We start from the raw sequence: 26,425 nt of genomic DNA, 5'->3' as shown, positions 1-26,425 counted from the left end.
GAAGGGATCGCCGGAAAAGATGAAAACGAAAGACGGATTTTATAATACGTCTTTCGTCGCGACGGGCCGCGCCCGTTCCGGCCGCCGCGATGCCCGCAACCAGCCGCTCGTTATGTCCGACAACGCCTCTTCATCGCCCTCTCCGGTCGCGCTCGTCAAGGCAGGCCAACGCTATACGTTCGACGGCGCGCACGGCTCGGCCGACGCGCTCGCGATCGCCCGTTATTTCACCGCGCATCGCATGCAGGTGCCGCTCGTCGCGGTGATCTGCGCGAACGCGGTGGATGCGCAACGCCTCTCTCAAGAACTCGGCTATTTCGCGCCCGATGCGCGCGTGCGCGTGCTGCCCGACTGGGAGACGCTGCCTTACGACACGTTCTCGCCGCACCAGGATCTCGTCTCCGAGCGGCTCGCGACCCTGCACGACCTGGGCGAAGGCCGCTGCGACATCCTGCTCGTGCCCGCGACGACCGCGCTGTACCGGATGCCGCCCGCATCGTTCCTGGCCGCCTACACATTCGCGTTCGCGCAGGGCGAGCGGCTCGACGAGGCCAAGCTCAAGGCGCAGCTCACGCTGGCCGGCTACGAGCACGTGAGCCAGGTCGTGCGCCCCGGCGAATATTGCGTGCGCGGCTCGCTGATCGACCTGTTTCCGATGGGCTCGCCGCTGCCGTACCGCATCGACCTGTTCGACGACCAGGTCGACTCGATCCGCTCGTTCGATCCGGACACCCAACGCAGCCTCTACCCGGTGCGCGACGTGCGCCTGCTGCCCGGGCGCGAATTTCCGTTCGACGAGCACGCGCGCACCGCATTCAGGAACCGGTGGCGCGAGACGTTCGAGGGCGACCCGAGCCGCGCGCCGATCTACAAGGACATCGGCAACGGCGTGCCGTCGGCGGGCATCGAATATTACTTACCGCTTTTCTTCGACGAAACCGCAACGCTCTTTCACTATCTGCCCGAGCGCGCGCATCTCGTGTTCGCGGGCGATCTCGACGCATCGATCAAGCGTTTCACCGCCGATACCAAGCAGCGCTATGCGTTCCTGTCGCACGACCGGGAGCGGCCGATTCTCGAGCCGAAAAAGCTGTTCCTGTCCGACGACGATTTCTACGCGCTCGCCAAGCCGTTCGCGCGCGTCGCGCTGCCCGCGCAGCCCGAGGGCGGCTGGGCCACGCCGCTGCCGCCGCTCGCGCTCGATCGCCACGCGGACGATCCGCTCGCCGCGCTGCGCCGCTACCTCGACACGACCGCCAACCGCGTGCTCTTCACCGTCGAATCGGCGGGCCGCCGCGAGACGATCGCGCAGCTTCTCGCCGACAACCGTCTGCGCCCGGCCGCCAACGACAGCTTCGCGTCGTGGCTTGCGAGCGACGAGCGCTTCGCGCTTGGCGTCGCGCCGCTCGCAAGCGGCTTCGCAGTACCGGGCGAAGGCTGGGCGATCGTCACCGAAACCGAGCTGTACGGCGCGCTCGGCCGCCGCACCGGCCGCCGCCGGCAGGAGCAGGCAAGCAACGTCGACGCGATGGTGCGCGATCTGTCCGAGCTGAAGCTCGGCGATCCGGTCGTCCACGCGCAGCACGGCATCGGCCGCTATATGGGGCTCGTGTCGATGGATCTCGGCGAAGGCGAGACCGAGTTCCTGCATCTCGAATATGCGAGCGACAGCAAGCTGTATGTGCCCGTCGCGCAACTCCACGTGATCTCGCGCTACAGCGGCGCGGACCCGGACAGCGCGCCGCTGCACTCGCTCGGCTCGGGCCAGTGGGAGCGCGCAAAGCGGCGCGCCGCGCTGCAGATCCGCGATACCGCCGCCGAGCTGCTGAACCTGTACGCGCGCCGCGCCGCCCGGCAGGGCCATGCGTTCGCGCTCGAACCGCGCGACTACGTGAAGTTCGCCGACAGCTTCGGCTTCGACGAAACGCCCGACCAGGCAGCCGCGATCGCGGCCGTGATCGGCGACATGACGAGCGGCAAGCCGATGGACCGGCTCGTGTGCGGCGACGTCGGCTTCGGCAAAACCGAAGTCGCGCTGCGCGCGGCGTTCATCGCGGTGATGGGCGGCAAGCAGGTCGCGCTGCTGTCGCCGACCACGCTGCTCGCCGAACAGCACACGCAAACCTTCATCGACCGCTTCGCCGACTGGCCGGTGAAGATCGTCGAGCTGTCGCGCTTCAAGTCCGCGAAGGAAGTGAGCGCGGCGATCCGGCAGATCAACGAAGGCAGCGTCGACATCGTGATCGGCACGCACAAGCTGCTGTCGTCGGATGTGCAGTTCAAGCGCCTTGGCCTCGTGATCATCGACGAGGAGCACCGCTTCGGCGTGCGCCAGAAGGAAGCGCTCAAGGCGCTGCGCGCGGAGGTGGACGTGCTCACGCTGACCGCCACGCCGATCCCCCGCACGCTCGGCATGGCGCTCGAGGGGCTGCGCGACTTTTCGGTGATCGCGACCGCACCGCAAAAACGCCTGGCGATCAAGACCTTCGTGCGCCGCGAGGAGGAAAGCGTGATCCGCGAGGCGATGCTGCGCGAGTTGAAGCGCGGCGGCCAGGTCTACTTCCTGCACAACGAGGTCGAGACGATCGAGGATCGCAAGACGATGCTCGAGGCGCTGGTGCCCGAGGCGCGGATCGTGATCGCGCACGGGCAAATGCACGAGCGCGAACTCGAGCGGGTGATGCGCGATTTCGTCGCGCAGCGCGCGAACGTGCTGCTTTGCACGACGATCATCGAAACCGGCATCGACGTGCCGAGCGCGAACACGATCATCATGCACCGCGCGGACAAGTTCGGCCTCGCGCAGCTTCATCAGCTGCGCGGCCGGGTCGGCCGCTCGCACCACCAGGCATACGCGTACCTGCTCGTCCACGATCCGCAGGCGCTCACCAAGCAGGCGCAGCGCCGGCTCGAGGCGATCCAGCAGATGGAGGAACTCGGCTCGGGCTTCTATCTCGCGATGCACGACCTGGAGATCCGCGGCACGGGCGAGGTGCTCGGCGACAAGCAGTCGGGCGAGATCCACGAGATCGGCTTCCAACTCTATACCGAGATGCTGAACGACGCGGTCAAGGCGTTGAAGAACGGCAAGGAGCCCGATCTCACCGCGCCGCTCGCCGCCACGACCGAGATCAATCTGCACACGCCCGCGATCCTGCCCGCCGATTACTGCGTCGACGTGCAGGAGCGGCTGTCGCTGTACAAGCGCCTCGCGAACTGCGAGCACGGCGACGCGATCGACGGTATTCAGGAAGAGCTGATCGACCGCTTCGGCAAGCTGCCGCCGCAGGCGCACGCGCTCGTCGAGACGCATCGGCTGCGCCTTGCCGCGAAGCCGCTCGGAATCGTGAAGATCGACGCAAGCGAAGCGGCGATCGGGCTGCAATTCGTGCCGAATCCGCCGATCGATCCGATGCGCATCATCGACATGGTGCAAAAGCACCGGCACGTGAAGCTCGCGGGGCAGGACCGGCTGCGCATCGAGACGCGCACGCCGGATCTCGCGGTGCGCGTGTCGACGATCAAGGAGACGCTGCGCGCGCTCGGCCAGCCGCAGAAGCCGCGCGAGCAGGCGGCGGCGCGCTGACGCGCAATGCCGCTGCGGCAGCGCAGCAGCGGCAGCGCCCCCCGCCCGGCTGCGCCGGCCGTGTGCCCGGCAGGACACCGAAAAACGCGGCATGCGACGCCGCGCGTTCGGCGCGGCGCGGCTGCGGCACCGCGCCGAATCATGCGAACTCGAACGCGAACACCGGCACGCTGCTGCATCGCAATGCGCCGCGCCACAGCGTGCGGGGGCGTTTTTGGATATGATCTTTGCATTCCCCCGCCGGAGTTCCGCCATGTCTTTCGTCGACGCAACGGCACCGTCCGCTGCCGCTTCCCCGTCGCGCGCCGAGCCGATCAGCCTGGATTGGACCCGAAGGCTCGTGTCGATCGACACGACAAGCCGCGTGCCGAATCTCGGCCTCATCGAAATGGTCCGCGACGCGCTCGCCGATGCCGGCGTCACGTCGACGCTCACCCACGACGCCCGCGACGGCTGGGCGAATCTGTTCGCGACGCTGCCCGCGCACGACGGCTCGACCCATGGCGGAATCGTGCTGTCCGGCCACACCGATGTCGTGCCCGTCGACGGCCAGCAGTGGGACAGCGATCCGTTCCGGCCCGAAGTGCGCGACGGCAAGCTGTACGGGCGCGGCACCTGCGATATGAAGGGCTTCATCGGCGCGGCGCTCGCGCTGCTGCCCGAGATGCGCGCCGCGAAGCTCGCGCAGCCGATCCATTTCGCGCTGTCATACGACGAGGAGATCGGCTGCGCCGGCGCGCCGCTGATGCTCGCCGATCTGAAATCGCGCGGCATCGCGCCTGCCGGCTGCATCGTCGGCGAGCCGACCGGCATGCGCCCCGTGATCGCGCACAAGGGCGTCAACGTCTACCGCTGCTGCGTGCGCGGGCACGCCGCGCATTCGTCGCTGACGCCCAAGGGGCTGAACGCGATCGAATACGCGGCGCGCCTCATCTGCCGCATCCGCGACATTGCCGACGAGTTCCGCGCGCAAGGCCCGTTCGACGCGCTGTACGACGTGCCGTTTTCGACCGCGCAGACGAGCCTCATCAAAGGCGGCAACGCGGTCAACACGGTGCCTGCCGAATGCGAGTTTTCGTTCGAATTCCGCAATCTGCCGACGCTCGATCCCGATGCGATCTTCGCGCGCATCGACGCTTACGCGCGCGATACGCTGCTGCCGCTGATGCGCCGCGAGCATCCGAACGCGGCGATCGAGTTCTCGAAGGTGGCCGCTGCGCCCGGCCTCGACGCCGCCGAACAGGAAGCGATCACGCAGCTCGTGCGCTCGCTCACCGCCGACCAGGAAAAACGCAAGGTTGCCTACGGCACCGAGGCCGGCCTGTTCCAGCGTGCGGGCATTCCGAGCGTCGTCTGCGGGCCAGGCTATATCGAGCAGGCGCACAAGCCGAACGAATACGTCGAACTCGATCAACTCGCATCGTGCGAGCGCTTCCTGCGCAAGCTCGTGCACGGACTCACGCTCGCATGATGCGGCGTGCGGCCGCCGCGCGCGAGCCGCGGCCGCACGGACGATCGCCGCCGCTCTTTCGCCTCCGTCGCCGTTGCCGCCCGCTTCGCTTCTTTCGCCCTTCTCGATCCTCGCAAGCCCATGTCGACCTCCACGCACCGCGCCGAGCACCTGACGATCAACGGCGAGCCCGTCCCGACGCTCGACGAAATCGCCGCGCAGCATTTCGCGCTCACACCGTGGGTCACGCGCACGCCGGTTTTCGAGCGCGCCGACCTGCCGACGCTCGAAGGCACCCACGTGAACTTCAAGCTCGAATTGCTGCAAGCGAGCGGCAGCTTCAAGGCGCGCGGTGCGTTCACGAATCTGCTCGCACTCGGCGCGGAGAGAAAAAGCGTCGGCGTGACGTGCGTGTCGGCCGGCAATCACGCGGCGGCCGTCGCTTACGCGGCGATGCGGCTCGGCACCAGCGCGAAGGTCGTGATGTTCAATAGCGCGAACCCGGCACGCGTCGCGCTGTGCCGCCAATACCGCGCGGAAATCGTGATGGCGTCGAGCCCCGCCGATGCGTTCGAGACCGTCCGCCGTATCGAGGCCGACGAAGGCCGTTTCTTCGTCCATCCGTTCAACGGCTATCACACGGTGCTCGGCACCGCGACGCTCGGCTACGAATGGGCGACGCAGACGCCCGATCTCGACGCGGTGATCGTGCCGATCGGCGGCGGCGGGCTGGCCGCGGGCGTGTCGACCGCGCTGCGGCTCGCGAATCCGCATGTCCATGTGTATGGCGTCGAACCCGAAGGCGCGGATGCGATGAGCCGAAGCTTCGCGGCAAATCATCCGGTCGAAATGGGCGCGATGCGCACGATCGCCGATTCGCTGATGGCACCGCACACCGAGGAGTACAGCTACGAGCTGTGCCGCCGTCATGTCGACCGAATCGTCACCGTATCGGACGACGCGCTGCGCAACGCAATGCGCTATCTGTTCGCGCACCTGAAATCGGCCGTCGAGCCGGCCGGCGCCGCGGCGACGGCCGCGCTGCTCGGGCCGCTGCGCGAGGCGCTGCAAGGCAAGCGGGTCGGCGTGTTGCTGTCCGGCACCAACATCGACGCCGCCACGCTCGGCACTCATCTGGAGCAGCAGCCGACGCCGCGCACGTGACGCCGGCCGTCAAGCTATCCCCAGTTCATGTCGAAAAGCTTGTTGATAAGCACCGGACAAACGCGCTAACGCATTGATCGCGCGATACTTTGCGCCCGTGCTGCCTAATGCGGCCCGCGCCGGCGCGGGCTGAGCGCATACCGGCCAGTTATCCCCAGTTTCTGTTGAAAGATCTGTTGACAAGTTTTGGGCAGCATCGCTAAATGCTTGATGCGATTCGGATCGCCCGCCAAGGTGCAATGCGCCGCAGCGCGGCGTATTGCCGGCCGCGCGTGCCGCCAGCAATACGCTTTTCCCCAATTTTTGTTGACAGGCTTGTTGATAACCGCCCGGACAAGCCGCCAAGCCCTTGAGCGCAAGGCGTTTTCCGTTCGCGCCCGCCGGGCTGGCAAGCGCGTTCCGGCAGAGTGAGCAGATAGCACGGCCGCCGGTACGCCCAAGCCTGCGCCGCTTCCCATTTCATCCACGAGGACGCCATGCGTTCGACATCGATTGCCGTCACGTTCAGCCTCACCCTCGCGTTGCTGTCCGGATGCGCCACCGCGCAATCCAACGTGGAACGCGCGCCGGCGAGCAACGGCGACGCGCTCTGCGCGCAGGCCGGCGGCATCCGGCAATTGCAGGCGGACCTGCTGTTCGGCCGCGACATCGCCGGGCACGGCTCCGTCACCGATGCGCAACGTGAGCGCTTCATCGCCGACGTCGTCACGCCGCGCTTCCCCGACGGCCTGACCACATGGGACACGCGCGGCCAATGGCGCGACCGCGCGACGAACCAGGTCGAACGCGAATCAAGCTTCGTGATCCGGATCGTCGCCCCGGACACGCGCGCGACGCTCGACAGCCTCGCGGAAATCCGGCGCGCGTACAGCGAGCAGTTTCACCAACAATCGGTCGGACTGCTGCTCACGCGCTTGTGCGCGTCGTTCTGACTCATCAACTCGCCGGCATCGGCCACGACGGCCCGGCTCAGCCGAACGGCGCTCACGCCGTCCCCGTCGTCGCGCGCGGCATCCGTACGCCGGTCACGGCTTGTTGCTCTCGAACATGTCGATGATCTGCCGCTTCTCCTCGGGCGTGACCGGCGGCGGCGTGAGGCCGGCAGCGCCGGCCGAGCCCAGCGCGTCGTTCGCGTTCACTGTCGGGCTCGCGGCCGGATTGAAGTCGACGCTCGCGATGAAGCCCGCGCCCGGCGTGCGATCGGCGTAATACAGCTCGCCGTCGATCGTCGTCAGCCCGTCCGGCATCGGCATCTGCTGCTCGGGCACGCCGGCGAGCGCCCGGCGCATGTAGTTCACCCAGATCGGCAACGCGAGTTGCGCGCCGAATTCGCGGCTGCCCAGGCTTCTCGGCTGATCGAAGCCCATCCATGCGACCGCGACGAGCGACGCCTGATAGCCTGCGAACCAGCCGTCCTTCGCGTCGTTCGTCGTCCCGGTCTTGCCTTGCAGATCCGCGCGGCCGAGCACATTGGTGCCCGCGCCCGTGCCCGCCGTCGCGACCGTGTGCAGCAGGCTGTTCATCACATACGCGTTGCGTGCGTCGATCGTGCGCGGCGCCGTGCCGCCCGCGGTCACCGGTTGCGCTTTTTGCAGCGCCTGCCCGCGCGCATCGTCCACTTCGGCGATCAGATAGGGATCGACCTTGTAGCCGCCGTTCGCGAACACCGCATAGCCGCTCGCGAGCTGCAGCGGCGTGACGAGGCCCGCGCCGAGCGCCATCGGCAGGTACGGCGGCGTCTTCGCGGGATCGAAGCCGAAGCGCTGCGTGATGTATTGCTGCGCATACGACGTGCCGATCGACGCGAGAATGCGGATCGACACGAGGTTCTTCGAGCGCTGCAGCGCCGTGCGCATCGACATCGGGCCGTCGGGCTGGTCATCGTCCTTCGGCTCCCACGGCTGGCCGCCCGGCACGCTTGGTGGGAAGTACAGCGGCGCGTCGTTGATGATCGTCGCGGGTCCAAGCCCCTTGTCGAGCGACGCCGAATAGACGAACGGCTTGAAGCTCGAGCCCGGCTGCCGCCACGCCTGCGTCACGTGGTTGAACTTGCTCTTGTTGAAATCGAAGCCGCCGACGAGCGAGCGAATCGCGCCGTCCTGCGGCGCGAGCGCGACGAGCGCGCCCTCCACTTGCGGCAACTGCACGATCTGCCACGCGCCCTTCGCATCCCGCATCACGCGCACGATCGAGCCCGGCTTGATGCGTATCGCGTCCGATGCGCGCGCGCCGAGCGCGCCGGCGACGAAACGCAGCCCGGCGCCGCCGATCGTGGTGGTCGCGCCGCCGACGAACTGCACCTCGACAGCGGCGGAAGACGCACCCAGCACGACCGCCGATTGCAGATCACCGTTGTCCGGATGGTCGGCGAGCGCGTCGTCGATTGCCTCGTCGCGCGCGTCGCCCGCGCTCGGCAGCGCGATGAAGCCTTCCGGGCCGCGATAACCGTGGCGGCGCTCGTAATCCATGATCCCGCGGCGCACCGCCTGATACGCCGCCTCCTGATCGGCGGCGTTGATCGTCGTCGTCACCGTGAGGCCTCGCGTGTAGGTCTCGTCCTTGTACTGCGCATACATCATCTGCCGCACCATCTCGGCGACATACTCGCCATGCACCGCGTATTGGTTGCCCGGCGTGCGCGTATGGATCTCTTCCTTCACCGCTTCGTCGTACTGCGGCTGGGTGATGTAGCCGAGTTCGCGCATCCGCTTGAGGATATATTCCTGCCGCACCTTCGCGCGCTTCGGATTGACGACCGGATTGTACGCGGAAGGCGCTTTCGGCAGCCCCGCGAGCATCGCCGCCTCGGCGAGCGTGATGTCCTTCAGATCCTTGCCGAAATAAACGCGCGCGGCGGCAGCAAAGCCATACGCACGCTGCCCCAGATAGATCTGGTTCATGTACAGCTCGAGAATCTGATCCTTGGTCAGCGCCTTTTCGATTTTGTACGCGAGCAGCATTTCATAGATCTTGCGCGTGTACGTCTTTTCGCTCGACAGGAAGAAATTGCGCGCGACCTGCATCGTGATCGTACTCGCGCCCTGCCGCGCGCCGCCGTGCATCAGATCGGCAACGCCCGCGCGCAGGATGCCGAGAAAATCGACGCCGCCGTGCTCGTAGAAGCGATAGTCCTCGATCGCGAGCACCGCCTTTTTCATCACGTCGGGAATGTCCGCAAAGCGCACGAGACTGCGGCGCTCCTCGCCGAACTCGCCGAGCAGGACGTGATCGGCACTGTAGACGCGCAGCGGCACCTTCGGCTGATAGTTGGTCAACGCATCGAGCGAAGGCAGCTGCGGCCCCATCACGACGAGCGCATAGCCGGCGAGCAGCGCGCCCACGACGGCGAGCGTCGCGATCAGCCCGACGAACCACAGCGCGACGCGCGAGCCGAACGTGCGCGCGCCGCCGTCGCGGCTCGTGCGGCGGGAAGCGCGGCGGTCGTCATCGTCGTCATCGTCGGGGTAGTAGGCGCCGGCGGGCGAACGTCGTAGCGAATAATGATGCTCGTTCGTGGCACGGGAGGAAGGCGGTCGTTTGATAATCGGCATGTCGGGAATGGCTGCTCGCGGCGGCGCTCGGCAGCGCGCGGCGAACGCACGCAAAGCGCGTGCGGAGAATCGGCAAGACGTAGCGTCGCGAAAGAGTATCACGCCGGGCCGCCTCGACGAGCGTCGAGCAGACGGCCGGCCGCGCGGCGCGACGGCGTCGCCGCCGCCGGCCGATCCCGCCGGCGCAGCCGCCGGTCGACGCCGCCGGTCGACGCATATGACAGCGCATTTTAATGAAATCGACGCGCGGACTTCGCGATTTTTTGTAAAAAATCTAAGGTTCCGTTGCACACCCCACCGACCGCTCGCCGCGAACGCGCTTATGATAAAAGACGCTGGCGCCCCCGGCCGGCACGCTTTCATTCTGAAAGACGCATCCGCCAAAATGAGACGGCGGGGTCTGGAAACCGCCGCCGTTCGCCCGCATGCCGGGTGGTCGCCGGGCCGCGGCGAAACGGTGCGCGCCGCTCGCGAGCCGCTGTATTTAAGGCGGGGTTAAGCGATCCGGTGGTGTAATATCCGCCGACATCGGCCGCTCGGCGCGGCAATGCACCGCACGCGATGCGCGCACGCGCATCGTCATTTATCTACGGAGGAATTCATGTCGCTTTTCGACTCTATTTCGCGCACGATCAAAGGTCTGCTCAACGATGCGGCGGACTCGGTACAGGATCCGTCGCGCGACGCGCGGCAAATCGTGCGGGAGCTCGACGACAGCATCGGCCGCGCGGAAAACTCGCTGATCGAGATCGAAGCGCAAGTCGCCATGCAACGCAGCAAGCGCGACGCCGCAAGCGAGCGCGCGAAAAAGTATGAGGACGGCGCGAAGCGCGCGCTGCAGTCGGGCGACGAAAGCCTCGCGCGCGAAGCGCTGGCCGCGCAGGCCAACGCCGAAGCCGAGCGCGACGCGCTCGCGCGCGAACTCGAAGTGCTCGAGCCGTCCGTCGACAAGCTGAAGGCACAGATCGCCGACATGCGCACGCGCCGCAACGATCTGAACGCGCGCTCGAACATCCTGCAAGCCAAACAGGAAATCGCGCAGGCGAAGGACGTCGCGGCGACGGCACTCGGCGGGATCGGCGGCAAGAATCTGTCCGAGGATTTCCGCAAGCTCGAGGACAAGGTCGCCTTGTCGAACGCGCGCTCCGACGCACGCCTGAATTCGGCCGACTCGAACAGCGGCCGCGCGCTCGACGACAAGCTCGCCGCGTTGAACAAGGGCCCGTCCGTCGAGGACCGCCTCGAAGCGCTGAAAAAGCAACTGAACACGCCGGCCCAGCAGTAACGCAACGGCGGCATGCCGCCAGCCGGCTCCGCGACGCGGCGGCCCCGCGTGCCAACGCACCGCCGCCGCGTGCGGTACCCGTAAGGAGACGGGCTCAAGCGCCCGAACCGACCATGAAAAAGCTTCTCGCAGCAGTCGGTGTGTCGTTGATCCTCGCATCGGCCGCCGCTTACGCAGCGGTACCGTCGCTATCGCAAATCCAGCAATCGATTGCGCAAGGCAACTGGCAACAAGCCGACGCGCAGCTCTCGCAAGTCATCGACGCCTATCCGGATAACGCGCGCGCGCGTTATCTGTACGCCCAGGTGCTGGACCGCGAAGGACGCGCGGCCGAAGCGCTCGCGCAGATCGAGCGTGCGAAATCGCTCGATCCACAGTTGCGCTTCACCGATGCGTCGCGCTTCGCGCAAACCGAAGCGCGCGTGCGCGCCGACGCCCATCGCGCCGCCACGCTCGGCGAACGGGCGGCGACATCGGGCAGCGTGTTCGGCGGCACGACGCAGGCCGCGCAACCGGGCGCGCCGCAGTTGGCTCCCGCCGCGCCCGCGCATCGCGAGCCGTCGACCGGAATGTGGGTCGGCATCGCGCTCGTGATCGGCGCGATCGCGTTCGTCCTGCGCTGGACACTGCGCCGCGCGCGCTCGAGCGACGACAAGCGCTCGGACGACGAGCGCCGCGCACAATTGAAACGCGCGACCGAGCTTCTCAACGACGTGCGCCCGCTCAAACTCGACGCGCGACTATCGACGGCCCCCACCGCGGCGGCGCTCAACGGCGAGATCGACACGCTCGAAAGCCAACTGCGCGAACTCGTCGAAACATTGTCGAACGACAAGAATCCGGTGCCGCCCTACCGGCTCGACGAACTCGAACGGCAATTCGCGAGCGTGAAAGCACGCGTCGAGGGCCGGCCCGACCCGAGCGCGGCTGCCGCGCCCGCGGGCGGCTCAGGATCGGTTTTCGCGCAGGAGGCCGACCGGATAAGAGGCACGCAGGGCCAGCCGCCCTACTCGCCGTATCCGCCGCAACAGCAGCCGCCCGTCGTGATCCAGCAAGGCGGCGGCTTCGGCGGCGGCATGGGCGGCCTGCTGACCGGCGTGCTGTTCGGCGAGGCGATGTCGGGCGGGCGCGAGCGCGTGATCGAGCGCGACGTGATCGTCGACGACGAAGCCCGCCGCCGCGCCGCCCCGCCCGACCCCGGCTTCGATCTGGGCCAAGGCGCAAGCTGGGACAGCGGTGGCAGCGACGGCGGCGGCGTCGATTTCGGCGGCGACGGCGGCGGCGATTGGAACAATAACGGCTGATATACCGTTTGACCGATACAATGGGCCGGAAACGGCCCGTTTTTTTGGGGCCGCAAGTTTGTCAATCTTTTTAAGATGAACTATCGATAAGGGATCGGGTTCGTTATGATGACGCCCACTTTCGCGGTAACGAACTGCCGCTTTTATTTCATTTCGACAGGAGCAAGCCGCCAATGAGCATCATTCAGGAATTCAAGGAATTTGCCGTCAAGGGCAACGTGATGGATCTCGCCGTCGGCGTGATCATCGGCGGAGCGTTTTCGAAAATCGTCGACTCGGTGGTAAAAGATCTCATCATGCCGATCATCGGCGCAGTGACGGGCGGCCTGGATTTCTCGAACAAATTCGTCCTGCTCGGCCAGATTCCGGCGTCGTTCAAGGGCAATCCCGAATCGTTCAAGGATCTGCAGGCGGCAGGCGTGGCCACGTTCGGCTACGGCTCGTTCATTACCGCGGTGATCAATTTCATCATTCTCGCGTTCATCATTTTCCTGATGGTCAAGTTCATCAACAAGCTGCGCAAGCCGGAACAAGCCGCGCCGGCCGAGACGCCCGAGGACGTGGTGCTGCTGCGCGAAATCCGCGACGCGCTCAAGCAGCGCTGAAGCCGCACGGGCGCTCGCCTGCTGCCGCAAGCCCGCCTCGCGCGGGCTTTTTTTTTGCGCGCGGTGTTTTTATGAGATATGCGCCGCCCATTTCCATCCGCACCATTTTTTACGAAGTCCGGACACACGCGCGGCGCCATAGGGCTATCATGGAGATTCGATGACAGTGCAGGTGCAAAGCGCCGGTTTGGACGATCATAGGCTGCCACCCGGTTCGATCGATACGCGAGAACGGCGTCGGCGAACTTCGTGAAGCCGGCATTTTCGTATGCTATAAAAGATCGACATGCGGCGCGCATAGCCGGGAGTGGGTCGCATGAGGATGCTGCATTTCTTGCAAATGTTCTTGAAGCGAGTGTTTATGTCCTTCCCGAAGAAACGCCGACGCGCGCAACCGGACGGCCAGGAATCGTTCCTCGCGGTGCTGCGCCATGCCAAGCCGTTCGCCCAGCTCGACACCAAGATCGCCCGGGCTCGCGCTCAAGACGAACCGGTGCTCTACGCGCACGTGCTGCCCGGCCTCGATGTCCTGCTTTGCAGCGTGCGTGGCGCGCAGCCGCCATATCCGGCGATCGCCGAATTGCGCAAGCGCTGCATCGAATCGATCGCCAATGCGCTCGAACAGCCGATCGAAGGGCTCGAGAACGGCGGCTATTGGTACGAAGCGAACGGCTTCGGCTTCCTGGTGTTCGCGAGCCGCGCCCGCGCGCGCATCCTCCCCGAATTCGGCGCGGGCGTCAAAGCGGGGCTGCGCAACGGCATCGGGCAACCGAATGCCGGCGACACCACGCCACGCTCGCTATAAGCGCCGCCATGGGCGGCAGCCCGTTTCAAACGGCGCGCCGCTTTATCGAGCCGGCCGCATGAACCCGCTGCCCCGGCTTTTTCCCGCCATGTGCGCCCGCACTCATGCAAGCCGTTGCGCCTGCGGACGCACGATATCGATGAACGCCGCGAAATCGGCGTTCGCCAGCCCCATCGCCGCACCAAGCCGCAGTATTTGCTGCACGGTCGACGCAACCGGCATCACTGCGCCGGTATCACGCGCCGCGTCAGCGATCGCATCGACATCCTTCTGAAACGTTTTCAGCGCCCCGAGCGGCGCGCGGCTGCGATCCGGCTGCGCCATGCGCGGCACGAAGGTTTGCAGCAGCACCGAATCCGCCCAGCCGCCCGCGAGCGCGTCGGCAAGCCGCGCCGCATCGATGCCGCTCGCTTGCGCGAGCCCCACTGCCTCGGCAATCGCCGTCACCGTGGCCGTCACGATTGCCTGATTGCACAGTTTCGCTGTCTGCCCGGCGCCCGTGTCGCCCATGTGCGTGACGCGCGACGCATACGCGTCAATCAGCTCGCGTGCCGCATCGACATCCGCCGGCGGGCCGCCCGCCATCACCGCAAGCGTGCCCGACTGCGCGCCCGGCACGCCGCCCGACACCGGCGCATCGACCCACGCCACGCCGAGCGCCGCCGCGCGCGCCGCATATGCGCGCGTCATCGCGGGCGCAATGCTCGAATGATCGACGATGCGCGTCACCCGGCGCCCGGCCGCCGCCGATGCCGCCGATGCCGCCGATGCCGCCGATGCCGCCGATGCCGATGCCGATGCCGATGCCGATGCCGCCGGCGATGATCCACCCGCCTGCCCGCCCGACAGCACTCCCGACGCGCCGAACACGACATCGCCCACCGCCTGCGCATCGAGCACGCACAGCATGACCGTTTCGGCGCGCGCGGCCAGCTCGCCCGGCGTATCGACGACATGCGCACCGTGCGCCGCGAGCGCATCGGCCTTCTCGCGCGTGCGGTTCCACACGTGCACGCGATGTCCCGCCGCCAGCAAATGCCGAATCATCGGCGCGCCCATCAATCCCGGCCCACAAAATCCGACGTCCACGTCTTCCCCCTTGCCATTCGCCCGAATCCCGATTGAAGTTGCCGCCCATCATACCTATCACTCAAGAAGGCGCGGGCAAACCGCCACGCCGGCCGAACGACGAAACGACGTCGCTTTTCCTGGAGCCCATCATGAACGACCACGTCTACAAGCTGATCGAACTCACCGGCTCGTCGCGCGAATCAAGCGACGACGCAATTCGTAACGCGATCTCGAAAGCCGCGAAAACCGTGCGCAACCTGCATTGGTTCGAGGTGACCGATATGCGCGGGCATATCGAAGGCGACCAGGTCGCCCACTGGCAAGTCACGCTCAAAGTCGGGCTGCGTATCGACGATTGATCGACGCGCGCCGCGTCGCCGCGCTCTTGACGCTCGATTATGTCCATATTAAAAACCATATGATCCCCACTGCACTCGATCAGCCCGGACATATAAAACGGAGAAAGCATGAGCCAGCAACGCGAGGCGATCGACACGTATCTATTGCGCGTCCTGCATACCCTGTTGATGGAGCGCAGCGTGACGCGCGCGGCCGTCAAGCTGAATCAGTCGCAGCCGGCGATCAGCGCCGCGCTGCGCCGCCTGCGCGACATCACCGGCGATCCGCTGCTCGTGCGGGGCAAATCCGGCATGGTGCCGACCGAATACGGGCTGCGCCTGCTCGAGCCCGTGCAAAACGCGCTGCGCGAGATCGAGCGGATCAAGTTCCAACAGCACAACTTCGACCCTGCCACGTCGATCCGCTGCTACCGGATCGGCTGCCCCGATTACCTGAACGTGCTGTTCGTGCCGACCGTGATCGAACGCTTCCGGCTGGCCGCGCCGAACGCCACGCTCGAATTCCATTCGCTCGGGCCGGCGTTCGACTACGAGCTGGCGCTCGAGGACGGCAAGCTCGACGTCGTCATCGGCAACTGGCCGGAGCCGCCCGAACAATTGCATCTGTCGAACCTGTTCGTCGACGAAATCGTCTGTCTGATGAGCAATACTCACCCGTTCGCGAAACGCGGCGGCCTGACGCTCGATCAATATCTGAACGCGCCGCATCTCGCGCCGACGCCCTATTCGGTCGGCCAGCGCGGCGCAATCGACGTGCATCTCGCGCGCGAGCGGCTCAAGCGCCATGTCGTCGTCACGCTGCCGTACTTCAATCTCGCGCCTTACGTGCTCGTCAAGTCGGATCTGATCTTCACGACGACACGGCTTTTTGCGGACCACTACGCAAAATTCCTGCCGCTGTCAGTCGTGCCCGCGCCGCTTGATTTTCCGCCGATGCAGTATTACCAGCTCTGGCACGAACGCGGGCACTATTCCGACGAAGTGCGCTGGCTGCGCGCTCTCGTAGCCGAGGCGACCCGCGCGTTGATCGATACGTGATGCGCGCATGCGCGACACCTGAGCGCGACGGACGAATACGGCGGCGGCACCCTCGGCGTTTTCGCGCGTCTGCGCGTGCTCGCCCGTGTTTTTCGTTATCCCGACTTGAAGCGGTACGTGAAAGTCAACGCACGCATTCGACACCTCACGAGCTGGCCGGCCGCACGCTTTTCGAAGGCCTTGCGTCGAACAAGCGTGCCGGAATCCACGCCGGCTTCGGAAGACGCTCCTCTGCCCGCCGCGCATCGGTCCGAGCCGCTGCTTCGTGCTTCCCGGCAACAACCGGCCGCTCGCCGATACGCAAGCGGGTTTGCGTTTTCCGCATTGCCGTCGAGTTCACGGCGCAAGCTCGTAAAGCGCCTGCGCAAGCGCATTGTGGCGCGCGACGATCGGCGCAAGCTCGACCGTGGTCAACCGCCCTTCGCGCACGATCACCCGCCCGTTGACGACGTTGTAAGCCACTTGCGGCGGCGCGCAGAACACCAGCGCGGCCACCGGATCGGAAAGCGAGCCCGCGAACTGCGGCGTGCGCAGATCGAAAGCGATGAAATCCGCGGCCATCCCCGGTGCGAGTGCGCCGATGTCATCGCGGTTCAGCACCTGCGCGCCGCCGAGCGTCGCGATTTCGATCGCATCGCGCGCCGTCAACGCGTCGGGACCGAAACCAACGCGCTGCAACAGCAGCGCCTGCCTCGCCTCGGCGATCATCTGTGCGCCGTCGTTCGACGCGCTGCCGTCGACACCGAGTCCGACCGGCACGCCCGCGTCGCGCATCCGGCGCACGGGCGCGATGCCCGACGCGAGCCGCATGTTCGAGCATGGACAGTGCGCGACGCCGGTGCCGGTACGCGCGAAAAGCGCGACGCCGTGCGCATCGAGCTTGACGCAGTGCGCATGCCAGACGTCGCGGCCGATCCAGCCGACATCCTCCGCATACTCGGCGGGCGTCATCCCGAATTTCTGCAGGCTGTATGCGACGTCGTTGTCGTTCTCCGCGAGGTGGGTATGCAGCGAGACGCCGTAGTGGCGCGCGAGGGCCGCAGCATCGCGCATCAACTCGCGGCTCACGGAGAACGGCGAGCATGGCGCAACGCCGATGCGCAACATCGCGTACCGGCGGCTGTCGTGATAGGTTTCGATGAGCCGCTGCGCATCGCGCAGGATATCGGCCTCGCGCTCGACGAGCGAATCGGGCGGCAGCCCGCCGTCTTTCTGACCGACGCTCATTGCACCGCGGGTCGCGTGAAAGCGCATGCCGATGCGCTGCGCGGCTTCGATACTGTCGTCGAGCCGGCAGCCGTTTGGATAGATGTACAAATGATCGCTCGACGTCGTACAGCCGGACAGCAGCAGCTCGGCCATCGCGGTCAATGTCGATACCTCGATCATTTCCGGGGTCAGGTTCTCCCAGATCCGATACAGATTCGTGAGCCAGCCGAACAGCTCGGCATTCTGCGCGGCCGGAACCGCCCGCGTCAGACTCTGATACATATGGTGGTGGGTATTGATGAACCCAGGCAATACGAGATGGCCGCGCAAGTCGAGCACCTCGTCGGCGTGTTGAGGCAGCGTATCGCTCGGCCCGACCGCGACGATACGGTTGTCCTCGGCGTAAAGCCCCGCATCGCGCAATTCGCGGCGCGCGCCGTCCATCGTCACAAGCATATCGGCGTGCTTGACGAGCAGCGTTTTCGCACGATGCTGCGCCCGGCCAGATGCACTGGCGGATATGCTTTCCTGTGGTTCCATCATCGTTCGGCCTCCGTATGGTTGCGTTGCTGCATGGTTTCGACCGGCAAGACGGGTTGCGTGCACCGCATGCGCACATCGGTCGGAGCCCCGGCACGTCGGCCGTCTTCGAGGCGACGCGCCAGCGGCCCGGTTATGCCCACATTCACGCACGTCGCCCCGAGGCCACTCGGCGGACTGTCCTGCATGTCCGCACGATTGCACGGAATGTATCCGACCACGTGCCGTTGCCTCATCCCCGGATGCTCGCCAGCTTGACGATGCGCCGACGGGACGTAGCCGCCAGCCGTGCACTGCGTCAGGTCTCGCGCCCCCGAGCATTGCGCAGTGCGCCGCATCACGCAAGCCGGCCCCACGCATACCGTGCTTCACAGCGTCAATATGTTCGGCTACCTTCGCCTTTGACATCCGCGCCGAGCGCCGGATCGACGCGACATCAAGCGCAACCGCGAACGCCCTGCCGTGCGCGACATGCGGCGCACCTTATCTTTGCTATCGGTCGCGTGAACCGGTCGGAACCTTTTTAAAATGGCGGCACGGCGCTCGCACCGATCCGCCGACGGGTATGTAGCCACTGACGTGGAGCCTCGATCCGCCGCAAACCTCATCGGATCGAGCCGCCGCCGATCCTCGCAAACAAACCAGGACCTTGCGAATGGGAAAGCTCACGACCCACGTACTCGACACCGCGCACGGCCGCCCCGGCGCCGCGATCAAGATCGAACTCCACGCACTGGACGCCAACGGCGCCCGCCGCCTCGTCGCGACGGCGCTCACCAATAGCGACGGCCGTTGCGATGCGCCGCTCGTCGAAGGCGACGCGCTCACGGCCGGCACCTACGAACTCGTCTTCCATGCGGGCGACTACTTCGCCGCACTCGGCGTCGCGCTCGCCGAGCCGCGTTTCGTCGACGTTGTCGTGCTGCGCTTCGGCGTTGCCGATCCGGGTGCGCACTATCACGTGCCGCTGCTGGTATCGCCGTGGTCGTACAGCACCTATCGCGGCAGTTGAGCGGCAATCAAGCGTGCCGGCATCCGCTCTAGGGCAACGCAAATACAACGGCCGGATACAACGATCGAGTCTGGAGGAGTTTCATGGAAGGTTTCGTCACCGATTGGCTGAATCTCGCGATCCGCTGGTTGCACGTCGTCGTCGCGATCGCGTGGATCGGCGAATCGTTCTATTTCGTCGCGCTCGACAACAGCCTGAAGCCACCGAAAGACGCGCGTCTGCAGGCGCGCGGCGTGTTCGGCGAGCTATGGCACGTGCACGGCGGCGGGTTCTACAACATGCAGAAGTATCTCGTCGCGCCGCCCGAAATGCCGGAAGACCTGCACTGGTCGAAGTGGCCGTCGTATACGACCTGGATGTCCGGTTTTGCGCTCTTTCTTGTGCTGTATCTGCTCGCGCCGAATACATATCTGATCGACAAGAACGTGCTCGACATGGGGCCGGTCGTCGCCGTATCGTCGGCTCTCGGCTTTCTGCTCGCGGGCTGGATCGTCTACGATGGCGCGTGCCGCCTGCTCGGCGGCCGCGACGTGCTGCTCGGCGTGTTCGTCGGCCTGTATGTGATCGCCGCCGCCTATCTCGCGTGCCACGTGTTCTCGGGCCGCGCCGCGTATTTGATCGTCGGCGCGATGCTCGCGACGATCATGACGGCGAACGTGTTCTTCGTGATCATTCCCGGCCAGCGCAAGATGGTCGACAAGCTGCTGAAGGGCGAGACGCCGGACCCGATTTACGGCAAGCGCGGCAAGCAGCGCTCGGTACACAACACATATTTCACGCTGCCTGTCGTGTTCGCGATGCTGTCGAATCACTATGCGATGACTTATACGAACCGGTACAACTGGATCGTGCTTGTCGTCATCATGTTCGCGGGCGCGCTGATCCGGCAATTCTTCGTGATGCGCCATCGCGGCCGGCAGCTCTGGTATTTGCCGCTCGGCGGCGTCGCGCTGATGCTGGTCGCGCTTGTCACAACGCTGCCCAGGCCGATCGCGCCCGCCGCGCAGGCCGCCGATGCGCCGAAGCTCGCGGTGAAGGATATCGCGCCGATCCTGCAACAGCGCTGCGTCGCGTGCCACTCGGCCAAGCCGACGCTGATGGGCAGCGCACCCGCCGGCGTGATGTTCGACACGCCCGACGAAATCGCACGCAACGCGCCGCGTATTTATCAGCAAGCGGTGCAGTTGAAGGCGATGCCTATCGGCAACGTCACGCACATGACGGACGGCGAGCGCACGCAGATCGCCGCGTGGTTCGAGAGCGGCGCGGCGAAGTAGGCACCGGCGCGCGGCGAACGGCTGCCGCGCGGCAAACCGGCGATAGGCAGGCTTGCGCGAGCCTGCCTATCGCCGGTTTGCCGTGAGCCCCGCCATGCACCGCAGGCCCGTGCGAGCCGCGCGCATTGCCGGAACGGCGGAGGCGATCCGCGCATGAAACGCGGCGGCACAATGCCGCCGCCTTTTGCCGCCGCGCCACATCGGCGCGCACGCAAAACACCCGCGCGGCACTCGCGCCACATATGAATGGCGCGGGTGTGCGCAGGCCGATGTTTTCGCTGTTATCGCGTGTGGACTCAGGCCGTTAGCACGGGCAGCGCGTCGTCGGTGAGCCACAGCGGTTCGGGCAAGTCGCGTTCGTCCAGGTTCACCCCGTCGCCGCCGCGATCGACGACGATGAAATCGCTGAGCCCGCCAAGCGCGATCAGCGGATGATGCCAAACGCCTTTCGCATAATTGACGCCTTGCCAGCCGCGCGTGACGAATGCGCGGATCTTCGCCGGATCGAGATCGCCCGCAGGCGCGACGACCACGAGATAGGGTTTGTCGCTCAGCGGCAGGAAAGCCTGGCTGCCAAGCGGATGCCGCTCGAGCATCGTCACCGCGAACGGCAATGCGCGCGGTTGCCCGCGAAACAGATTCACGAGCGGCCGACCGCCGCCATCGCCGACATCGACGCGCGCGAGATCGTGAAAGCGGGTCGTCGTGCCGCCGTTGATCGGAAAATGCTTCGTACCGTCCGTTTCGATCACGTCGCCGAACGGTGCGAACGCGGCGCGGGTCAACGGCTCAATCGTCAACGTCTTCATTGATCGAGCACGCCCCAGATGCGCAGGCGCGATACGCCGCCGTCGGGAATGATGTTCAAGCGCACGTGCGTGATCGGCCCGAGCGCGGCAAGCTGCGTGTCGAAGATGTGCTGATGGTCCATCTGCAGCTTCTGCTCGCCGAGCAGCACAGGCCAGAACATCGATTGCGTGACGAGCGAGCTGTCGGTGCCGCCCGTCACGTAGGCCGCCTGGATCGAGCATCGGTCCGGATAATTGCCCTTGAAATGCGCGGTATCGACTTCGATCTTGCGAATCACGCCCGGCCGCGCGAGCGCGACGATCGCCCAATCGTTGCCCGGCTCGCGGCGGCGACGCGTTTCCCAGCCATCGCCCATGTTCACGCCGCGCCCCGGCAACAGCATGTTCGACGCCGCGCCGAAATGCTGATTATTCGCTGCGACGACACAGCCGCCGTTCTCCATTGCCGCGAGATCGAACAGATCGGTCTTGCCCGCGCCTGTCCAGTCGAGCTGCGGCCGGCCATATACGCGCAGCCGTGCAATACCGCCGTCCGGATAGATATTCACGCGCAGATGCGTATAGGCGCGCGCATCGCACACTTCGACGTAGTGATGGCTGTTGCCTTGCAGCGTCGTGGACGGCACGATCTCGACCCATTGAGTCGATTCGTTCGGCGCGCCGTCGGCGACGTAGGCCGCGTCGATCGACGCGGCCGGCGGAAAATTACCGGTGAAATGGCTCGTATCGATGTCAAAACCGTGGATGACGCCGCCGCGCGCGAGCTTCACGATGCACCAGTCGTAGCCTGTCGTGCGCTTGCGGCGCGTCTCCCAGCCGTCCATCCATTTGCCGTGATCGTCATACTTGCCCGGAATGAAGACAGCCGGCTGCGGCTCCAGCATGCGTTCTTTCGGCGCGAAGAATTCGTCGCTCGCCTCGAGCGTCTGCGCACCGAGCCGGGGATCGGCGAGATTCACGTAGCGCCGCGTAAACTCGGGTGCATTCGGGTCGGAAAGCGCAACAGCCATCGTATGTCCTTATCGTGATGAGATGAAAATGAAAAAGGCCGGCGCATGCGGCCTATAACGGCCGCGCGATGCGCGGGCAGGCGCGCGCGACACCATCGTGCGCGGACCTCGTTCAGCCCGAGCCCGCATCGCTCGAGCCGCCGTATTCAGCCGTCGATCAGATCGTCGAGCCTGAAGCGTGCGATCCGGTAAATCTGCGCGAGGCTCTCGCGCAACTCCCGATCGCGCGAATGCGCGACGCGCGACGAGAAATTCTCGATGATGCCGCGCCGATCGTAGCCGCGCACCGCGAGAATGAACGGAAAGCCGAACTTCTCGCGATATTCGCGGTTCAGACGTTGCAACGTGTCGAACTCCTGTTGCGTGCAACGATCGAGCCCCGCGCCGCTCTGCTCGCGCGTCGACTCGGCCGTCAGCTCGCCGCTCACCGCCGCCTTGCCGGCCAGTTCCGGGTGCGCACGAATCAGCGCCAGTTGCCGGGCCTCGCCTGCCGCGTCGACTGCCTGCGTCATCGCCCGATGCAGCGCATCGACGCTGTCGAACGGCCGCGCGTGCGCTACGGCAACCGCGACCCACGGCGAATGCTCGAAGATGCCGGACAGCGCGGCGACGAACGCGTCGTGCGGCATCGCATTCAATTGCCCGAGCGTGTAGTGCGTGGCGGTCATCGGGCAACGCTCCCAGGCTGTGCCGGTTGATACGGATGATGCTCGCGCCAGTGCCGCGCGATATCGATGCGGCGCGTCACCCACACGCGATCGTGCTGCTCGATGTGATCAAGGAACCGCTGCAGCGCGCGAAAGCGCCCGGGGCGGCCGAGCAGCCGGCAATGCATGCCGATCGACATCATCTTCGGCGCTTCGTCGCCTTCGTCGTACAACACGTCGAACGCATCGCGCAGATAGTGAAAAAAATGATCGGCGGTGTTGAATCCTTGCGGCGTCGCGAACCGCATGTCGTTCGCGTCGAGCGTATACGGCACGATGAGTTGCGGCACGGTCTCGCCGCTCGACACCTCGACGTCCAGCCAGAACGGCAGATCGTCGCCGTAGTAATCGGAGTCGTACAGAAAGCCGCCGTGCTCGGCCACGAGACGGCGCGTATTCGGACTATCGCGCCCCGTATACCAGCCGAGCGGCCGCACGCCCGTGACGCGCTCGATTGCCGCCATCCCGAGCCGCATATGCTCGGCCTCGCGCTCCGGCGTCATGTCCTGGTAATGAATCCAGCGCCATCCGTGGCACGCGATCTCGTGGCCGAGTTCGACGAACGCGCGCGCGACATCCGGGTGCCGCTCGAGCGCCATGCCGACGCCGAACACGGTGAGCGGCAAGCCGCGCTTGTCGAATTCTCGCAGGATGCGCCACACGCCCGCGCGCGAGCCATATTCGTAGATCGACTCCATGCTCATGTGCCGTGCCGGATACGCAGCCGCGCCGACAATTTCCGACAGAAATTGCTCGGAAGCCGGGTCGCCATGCAGCACGCAGTTTTCGCCGCCTTCCTCGTAATTGAGGACGAACTGCACCGCGACGCGCGCGCGGCCCGGCCAGTTTGCCTGCACCGGATATCGGCCGTAGCCGATCAGATCGCGTGGATAGTTGGGATCGAATGCCATGATTGGACGATGCGAAAAAGTGCGCCGCCGATGACTCGGCGCCGGCCGCGCGAAAGCTCGAAACCGCCGCGGCGCGGCCGGCGCGACGGATGGCCCAGTGTAGCGAAAACCCCCGCCAGCGCCCATACGGGCACGCAGATAGTGCGTGTTACGCCCCGTGTATGTGCGCACGCACGGCATGCACGGCGCAACGCTTGGGCAAGCGCAACCGCGTTGCGCCGGGACGATATCGGCCGGCGTGATCGGCCTGCGTCGGCGGATCGATCGGCCAACCACGCCGGCAAGCATGCCGCATCGGACGCTGCCGCCAGGCTCAACGCCGGCGCACCGGCCAGCCTCGCACCCCGGGCTGGCCGCGCAACGAAACCGGCACGCCGGGCACGCCCTCGCCGGATATCACGCCGTATCGAGCGCCGCCGCGCCGGAGATCGTCCCGGCATTCGCCGCGCACGCATCGCGCTCGCCGGCGGGGGCGGCAACAGGGCTGAAGCGCGCGAACTCGCCGTCGTAGCGTTTCGCGAGCGGGCGCGCATAGTCGCCGCGCTTGGCGGTCGCGAGCTTGAGCGAAACCAGCGCTTCCGCCCATTTGACCGCCGCCGTCACGCCTTCGACGACCGGCGCGCCGATCGCGTGCTCGATTTCGTGCGCGAACTCCGCCATCCCCGCGCAGCCGAGCACGATCGCCTCCGCGCCATCCTCGTCGAGCGCGCGCCTGCATTCGTCGATGATCACCCGCCGCGCGGCCGAGCCGGGCTTGTCGAGATCGAGTACCGCCACGTCGGTCGCACGCACATTGCGGCAAAAGCGCCTCATACCGTAGCGCTCGGCCAGGTGCCATGCGATCGCGCAGGTGCGCGCAAGCGTCGTGACGACCGAGAAGCCCGGCGCGAGCACGCTCGCCGCATGCATTGCCGCCTCCGCGATGCCGATCACCGGCCCGCGTGCGAGTTCGCGCGCCGCATAAAGGCCTGGATCGCCGAAACACGCGATCACGTAGCCATCGAAACCGTCACGCTCGCCCGCCTCCACCTCGGCGAGCAGCCCCGGCACCGCGAGCGCCTCGTCGTAATGGCATTCGATCGAGGGCGGCCCCATCGGCGGGCTCACCGCCACGACCGTCGTGCCCGCCGAGGCGACGTCGCGCGCGCAACGGCCCATCGCATCGGTCATCCGCTGTGTCGTGTTCGGATTGATGAGCTTGATTTTCATGAGGACTCCATTACGTCTTTTTGGCAAGCGTCAGATAAAACGCACCGGCCAGCGTCGCGCCGACGAACCATGAAAAATTCGCGAGCCCCGCGAAGACCGGTTCGACCACGCACGCGACGGCAATCGCGGCAGCGGGAATCAGTGCCGCGATCGCGCGCCGGTTCACCCCGTTGCGATACCAGTACGCACCGTGCGCCGACATCGTGTATAGATCGTCGCGCCGCAGCGCACCGCGCTTGACCAGATAGAAATCCGCGATCAGCACGCCATACAGCGGGCCGATAAAGCCGCCGAGCACGTCGAGCGTGTAATGGATCACGGCCGGATTGTTAAAGAGATTCCACGGCGTGATGAACACCGACGCAACGGCCGCGAGCATCCCCCCCGTGCGCCAGCTGATCAGGCGCGGCGCGACGTTCGAGAAATCGAACGCGGGCGACACGAAGTTCGCGACGATATTGATGCCGATCGTCGCGATCGTAAAGGTCAGCGCGCCAAGTATCACCGCCGTCGGATGATCGATACGGCCCACCGTCTCGACCGGATCGGTAATCAGTTGTCCGAATACCGGCAGCGTCGCGGCCGTCGTGATCACGGTCACGAGCGAGAACGCGATGAAATTGACAGGCAGCCCCCAGAAGTTGCCGCGCTTCACACTGGCATAACTCGCGCAGTAGCGGGAGAAATCGCCGAAATTGAGCATGGGCCCGGAAAAATACGACACGACGAGCGAGATCGCGGTCACCATCACCGGCAGCGCATCGACGCCGCGATACTTGACGCCGCCGAGGTTAAGACCGATGTGGCGCCAGCCCGCGCGCCACACCATGTAGCCGGCGAGGACGAACATCACGACATACACCGCGGGGCCGGCGAAATCGATGAATTTCTTGATCGTCTCCATTCCGTTCCAGAACACCACCGCCTGCAGCCCCCACAGCAGCATGAAGCCAGCCCAGCCGAGCGCCGACAGGCCGAGCCAACCGTAACGGTGTACATCCGCATAGGGCATCCATTGCGGAAAGAATTTGAGCACGACGATCACGAGTGCGCTCGACGCGAGATAAGTTTGGATGCCATACCATGCGACCGCGATCAGCCCGCGAATCACCGCGGGCACGTTCGCTCCGAGCACGCCGAACGTCGCGCGGCAGGCCACCGGATACGGCACGCCGAGTTGCTGGCTCGGCTTCGCGATCAAATTGCACAGCAGATTGACGATGCCGATCCCGACAATCAGCGCAACGAGCACCTGCCAACTCGTCAGGCCGAGTGCGAAAAGGCTGCCGGCAAACACATAACCGCCGACGCTGTGCACGTCGGACATCCAGAACGCGAAGATGTTGTAAGCACCCCAACGCTGGTTCGCGAGCGGCGCGAGATCTTCGTTGTACAGACGATTGCTGTAGCCGGCGGGCAATGCGCCATCATCCGCTTTGCCGGCGCTGCTCTCGTCAGATCCGTCATGCGAACCGGGCGACACGCGCTGCTGCGCAACACTGAACTGAACCATGACATCTCCT

21 protein-coding genes are annotated in these 26,425 nt (G+C 65.9%); 12 read left to right on the top strand and 9 right to left on the bottom strand.

The features are described from left to right. Positions 1 to 19 precede the first annotated feature (19 nt). The 4 genes from mfd to AQ611_RS08520 all read left to right on the top strand — a co-directional run bounded on the left by mfd (position 20) and on the right by AQ611_RS08520 (position 7,132). A complete protein-coding gene (mfd, locus tag AQ611_RS08535; protein WP_102720206.1) occupies positions 20 to 3,586 on the top strand; it encodes a transcription-repair coupling factor in 3,567 nt (1,188 codons plus the stop codon). A 253-nt stretch (positions 3,587 to 3,839) separates the two neighbouring features. Next, positions 3,840 to 5,057 (top strand): acetylornithine deacetylase, encoded by a 1,218-nt coding sequence (argE, locus tag AQ611_RS08530; RefSeq protein ID WP_069234229.1) that lies wholly within the window; start codon positions 3,840 to 3,842, stop codon positions 5,055 to 5,057. A 120-nt stretch (positions 5,058 to 5,177) separates the two neighbouring features. Next, positions 5,178 to 6,200, top strand: coding sequence for a threonine/serine dehydratase family protein (locus AQ611_RS08525; RefSeq protein ID WP_069234228.1), 1,023 nt, complete (start codon positions 5,178 to 5,180; stop codon positions 6,198 to 6,200). A 476-nt stretch (positions 6,201 to 6,676) separates the two neighbouring features. Continuing rightward, positions 6,677 to 7,132 carry a DUF3574 domain-containing protein gene (locus AQ611_RS08520; RefSeq protein WP_069234227.1) on the top strand — a complete coding sequence of 152 codons (456 nt, stop codon included), beginning with the start codon at positions 6,677 to 6,679 and terminating at the stop codon, positions 7,130 to 7,132. 93 nt (positions 7,133 to 7,225) lie between these two features. Here AQ611_RS08520 and AQ611_RS08515 read toward each other — a convergent pair whose 3' ends face one another. After that, on the bottom strand, positions 7,226 to 9,751 hold the full coding sequence (locus AQ611_RS08515; RefSeq protein WP_069235197.1) for a penicillin-binding protein 1A: 2,526 nt from the start codon (positions 9,749 to 9,751) through the stop codon (positions 7,226 to 7,228). A gap of 601 nt (positions 9,752 to 10,352) precedes the next feature. Here AQ611_RS08515 and AQ611_RS08510 point away from each other — a divergent pair. The 4 genes from AQ611_RS08510 to AQ611_RS08495 all read left to right on the top strand — a co-directional run bounded on the left by AQ611_RS08510 (position 10,353) and on the right by AQ611_RS08495 (position 13,750). Continuing rightward, positions 10,353 to 11,036: a PspA/IM30 family protein gene (locus tag AQ611_RS08510; RefSeq protein WP_059513462.1), complete on the top strand. Its 684-nt coding sequence runs from the start codon at positions 10,353 to 10,355 to the stop codon at positions 11,034 to 11,036. Between the two features lie 113 nt (positions 11,037 to 11,149). Next, positions 11,150 to 12,340, top strand: coding sequence for a tetratricopeptide repeat protein (locus AQ611_RS08505; protein ID WP_069234226.1), 1,191 nt, complete (start codon positions 11,150 to 11,152; stop codon positions 12,338 to 12,340). A gap of 173 nt (positions 12,341 to 12,513) precedes the next feature. Then, the gene (mscL, locus tag AQ611_RS08500) at positions 12,514 to 12,945 is read left to right on the top strand and encodes a large conductance mechanosensitive channel protein MscL (RefSeq protein ID WP_069234225.1); all 432 of its coding nucleotides are present in this window, start codon (positions 12,514 to 12,516) and stop codon (positions 12,943 to 12,945) included. A 361-nt stretch (positions 12,946 to 13,306) separates the two neighbouring features. Next, positions 13,307 to 13,750 carry a hypothetical protein gene (locus tag AQ611_RS08495; RefSeq protein ID WP_173678608.1) on the top strand — a complete coding sequence of 148 codons (444 nt, stop codon included), beginning with the start codon at positions 13,307 to 13,309 and terminating at the stop codon, positions 13,748 to 13,750. A gap of 102 nt (positions 13,751 to 13,852) precedes the next feature. On the opposite strand, the gene AQ611_RS08490 is transcribed toward AQ611_RS08495, so the two are convergent. Then, positions 13,853 to 14,809 (bottom strand): NAD(P)-dependent oxidoreductase, encoded by a 957-nt coding sequence (locus tag AQ611_RS08490; protein ID WP_374755094.1) that lies wholly within the window; start codon positions 14,807 to 14,809, stop codon positions 13,853 to 13,855. Between the two features lie 161 nt (positions 14,810 to 14,970). Here AQ611_RS08490 and AQ611_RS08485 point away from each other — a divergent pair, with 161 nt between their 5' ends. Both AQ611_RS08485 and AQ611_RS08480 read left to right on the top strand, forming a co-directional pair. Then, complete coding sequence (locus AQ611_RS08485) at positions 14,971 to 15,180, top strand: dodecin (protein ID WP_059513575.1); 210 nt, start codon at positions 14,971 to 14,973, stop codon at positions 15,178 to 15,180. 108 nt (positions 15,181 to 15,288) lie between these two features. Continuing rightward, positions 15,289 to 16,218, top strand: a complete 930-nt coding sequence (locus tag AQ611_RS08480; protein WP_059513472.1) for a LysR substrate-binding domain-containing protein — start codon at positions 15,289 to 15,291, stop codon at positions 16,216 to 16,218. 336 nt (positions 16,219 to 16,554) lie between these two features. Here the strand turns inward: AQ611_RS08480 and AQ611_RS08475 are convergent, their stop codons facing one another. Further along, positions 16,555 to 17,967: an 8-oxoguanine deaminase gene (locus AQ611_RS08475; protein WP_069234223.1), complete on the bottom strand. Its 1,413-nt coding sequence runs from the start codon at positions 17,965 to 17,967 to the stop codon at positions 16,555 to 16,557. A gap of 655 nt (positions 17,968 to 18,622) precedes the next feature. On the opposite strand from AQ611_RS08475, the gene uraH reads away from it, so the two are divergent. Further along, positions 18,623 to 18,979 carry a hydroxyisourate hydrolase gene (uraH, locus tag AQ611_RS08470; protein WP_059513478.1) on the top strand — a complete coding sequence of 119 codons (357 nt, stop codon included), beginning with the start codon at positions 18,623 to 18,625 and terminating at the stop codon, positions 18,977 to 18,979. An 83-nt stretch (positions 18,980 to 19,062) separates the two neighbouring features. Continuing rightward, a complete protein-coding gene (locus tag AQ611_RS08465; RefSeq protein ID WP_069234222.1) occupies positions 19,063 to 20,256 on the top strand; it encodes a urate hydroxylase PuuD in 1,194 nt (397 codons plus the stop codon). A 296-nt stretch (positions 20,257 to 20,552) separates the two neighbouring features. Here the strand turns inward: AQ611_RS08465 and AQ611_RS08460 are convergent, their stop codons facing one another. The 6 genes from AQ611_RS08460 to AQ611_RS08435 form a co-directional block, all read right to left on the bottom strand. Next, on the bottom strand, positions 20,553 to 21,065 hold the full coding sequence (locus AQ611_RS08460) for an ureidoglycolate lyase (protein ID WP_069234221.1): 513 nt from the start codon (positions 21,063 to 21,065) through the stop codon (positions 20,553 to 20,555). After that, positions 21,062 to 22,075: an allantoicase gene (alc, locus tag AQ611_RS08455; protein WP_069234220.1), complete on the bottom strand. Its 1,014-nt coding sequence runs from the start codon at positions 22,073 to 22,075 to the stop codon at positions 21,062 to 21,064. The genes AQ611_RS08460 and alc overlap by 4 nt, the downstream gene beginning before the upstream one ends. Before the next feature lie 146 nt (positions 22,076 to 22,221). Next, entirely contained in the window at positions 22,222 to 22,743 is a 522-nt protein-coding gene (gene uraD, locus AQ611_RS08450; RefSeq protein WP_069234219.1) for a 2-oxo-4-hydroxy-4-carboxy-5-ureidoimidazoline decarboxylase, read from the bottom strand. Continuing rightward, on the bottom strand, positions 22,740 to 23,693 hold the full coding sequence (gene puuE, locus AQ611_RS08445) for an allantoinase PuuE (RefSeq protein WP_059513487.1): 954 nt from the start codon (positions 23,691 to 23,693) through the stop codon (positions 22,740 to 22,742). Before puuE ends, uraD begins: the two co-directional genes overlap by 4 nt. A 396-nt stretch (positions 23,694 to 24,089) precedes the next feature. Beyond that, entirely contained in the window at positions 24,090 to 24,902 is an 813-nt protein-coding gene (locus AQ611_RS08440; protein ID WP_069234218.1) for an aspartate/glutamate racemase family protein, read from the bottom strand. Between the two features lie 10 nt (positions 24,903 to 24,912). Next, the gene (locus AQ611_RS08435; RefSeq protein WP_069234217.1) at positions 24,913 to 26,415 is read right to left on the bottom strand and encodes an NCS1 family nucleobase:cation symporter-1; all 1,503 of its coding nucleotides are present in this window, start codon (positions 26,413 to 26,415) and stop codon (positions 24,913 to 24,915) included. Positions 26,416 to 26,425 lie beyond the last annotated feature (10 nt).

It is taken from the genome of Burkholderia singularis (assembly GCF_001718875.1).
GTDB classification, from domain to species: Bacteria; Pseudomonadota; Gammaproteobacteria; order Burkholderiales; family Burkholderiaceae; genus Burkholderia; species Burkholderia singularis.
Note: the sequence above shows the minus strand (reverse complement) of the source record. Positions and strands in the feature narration are given on the sequence as shown.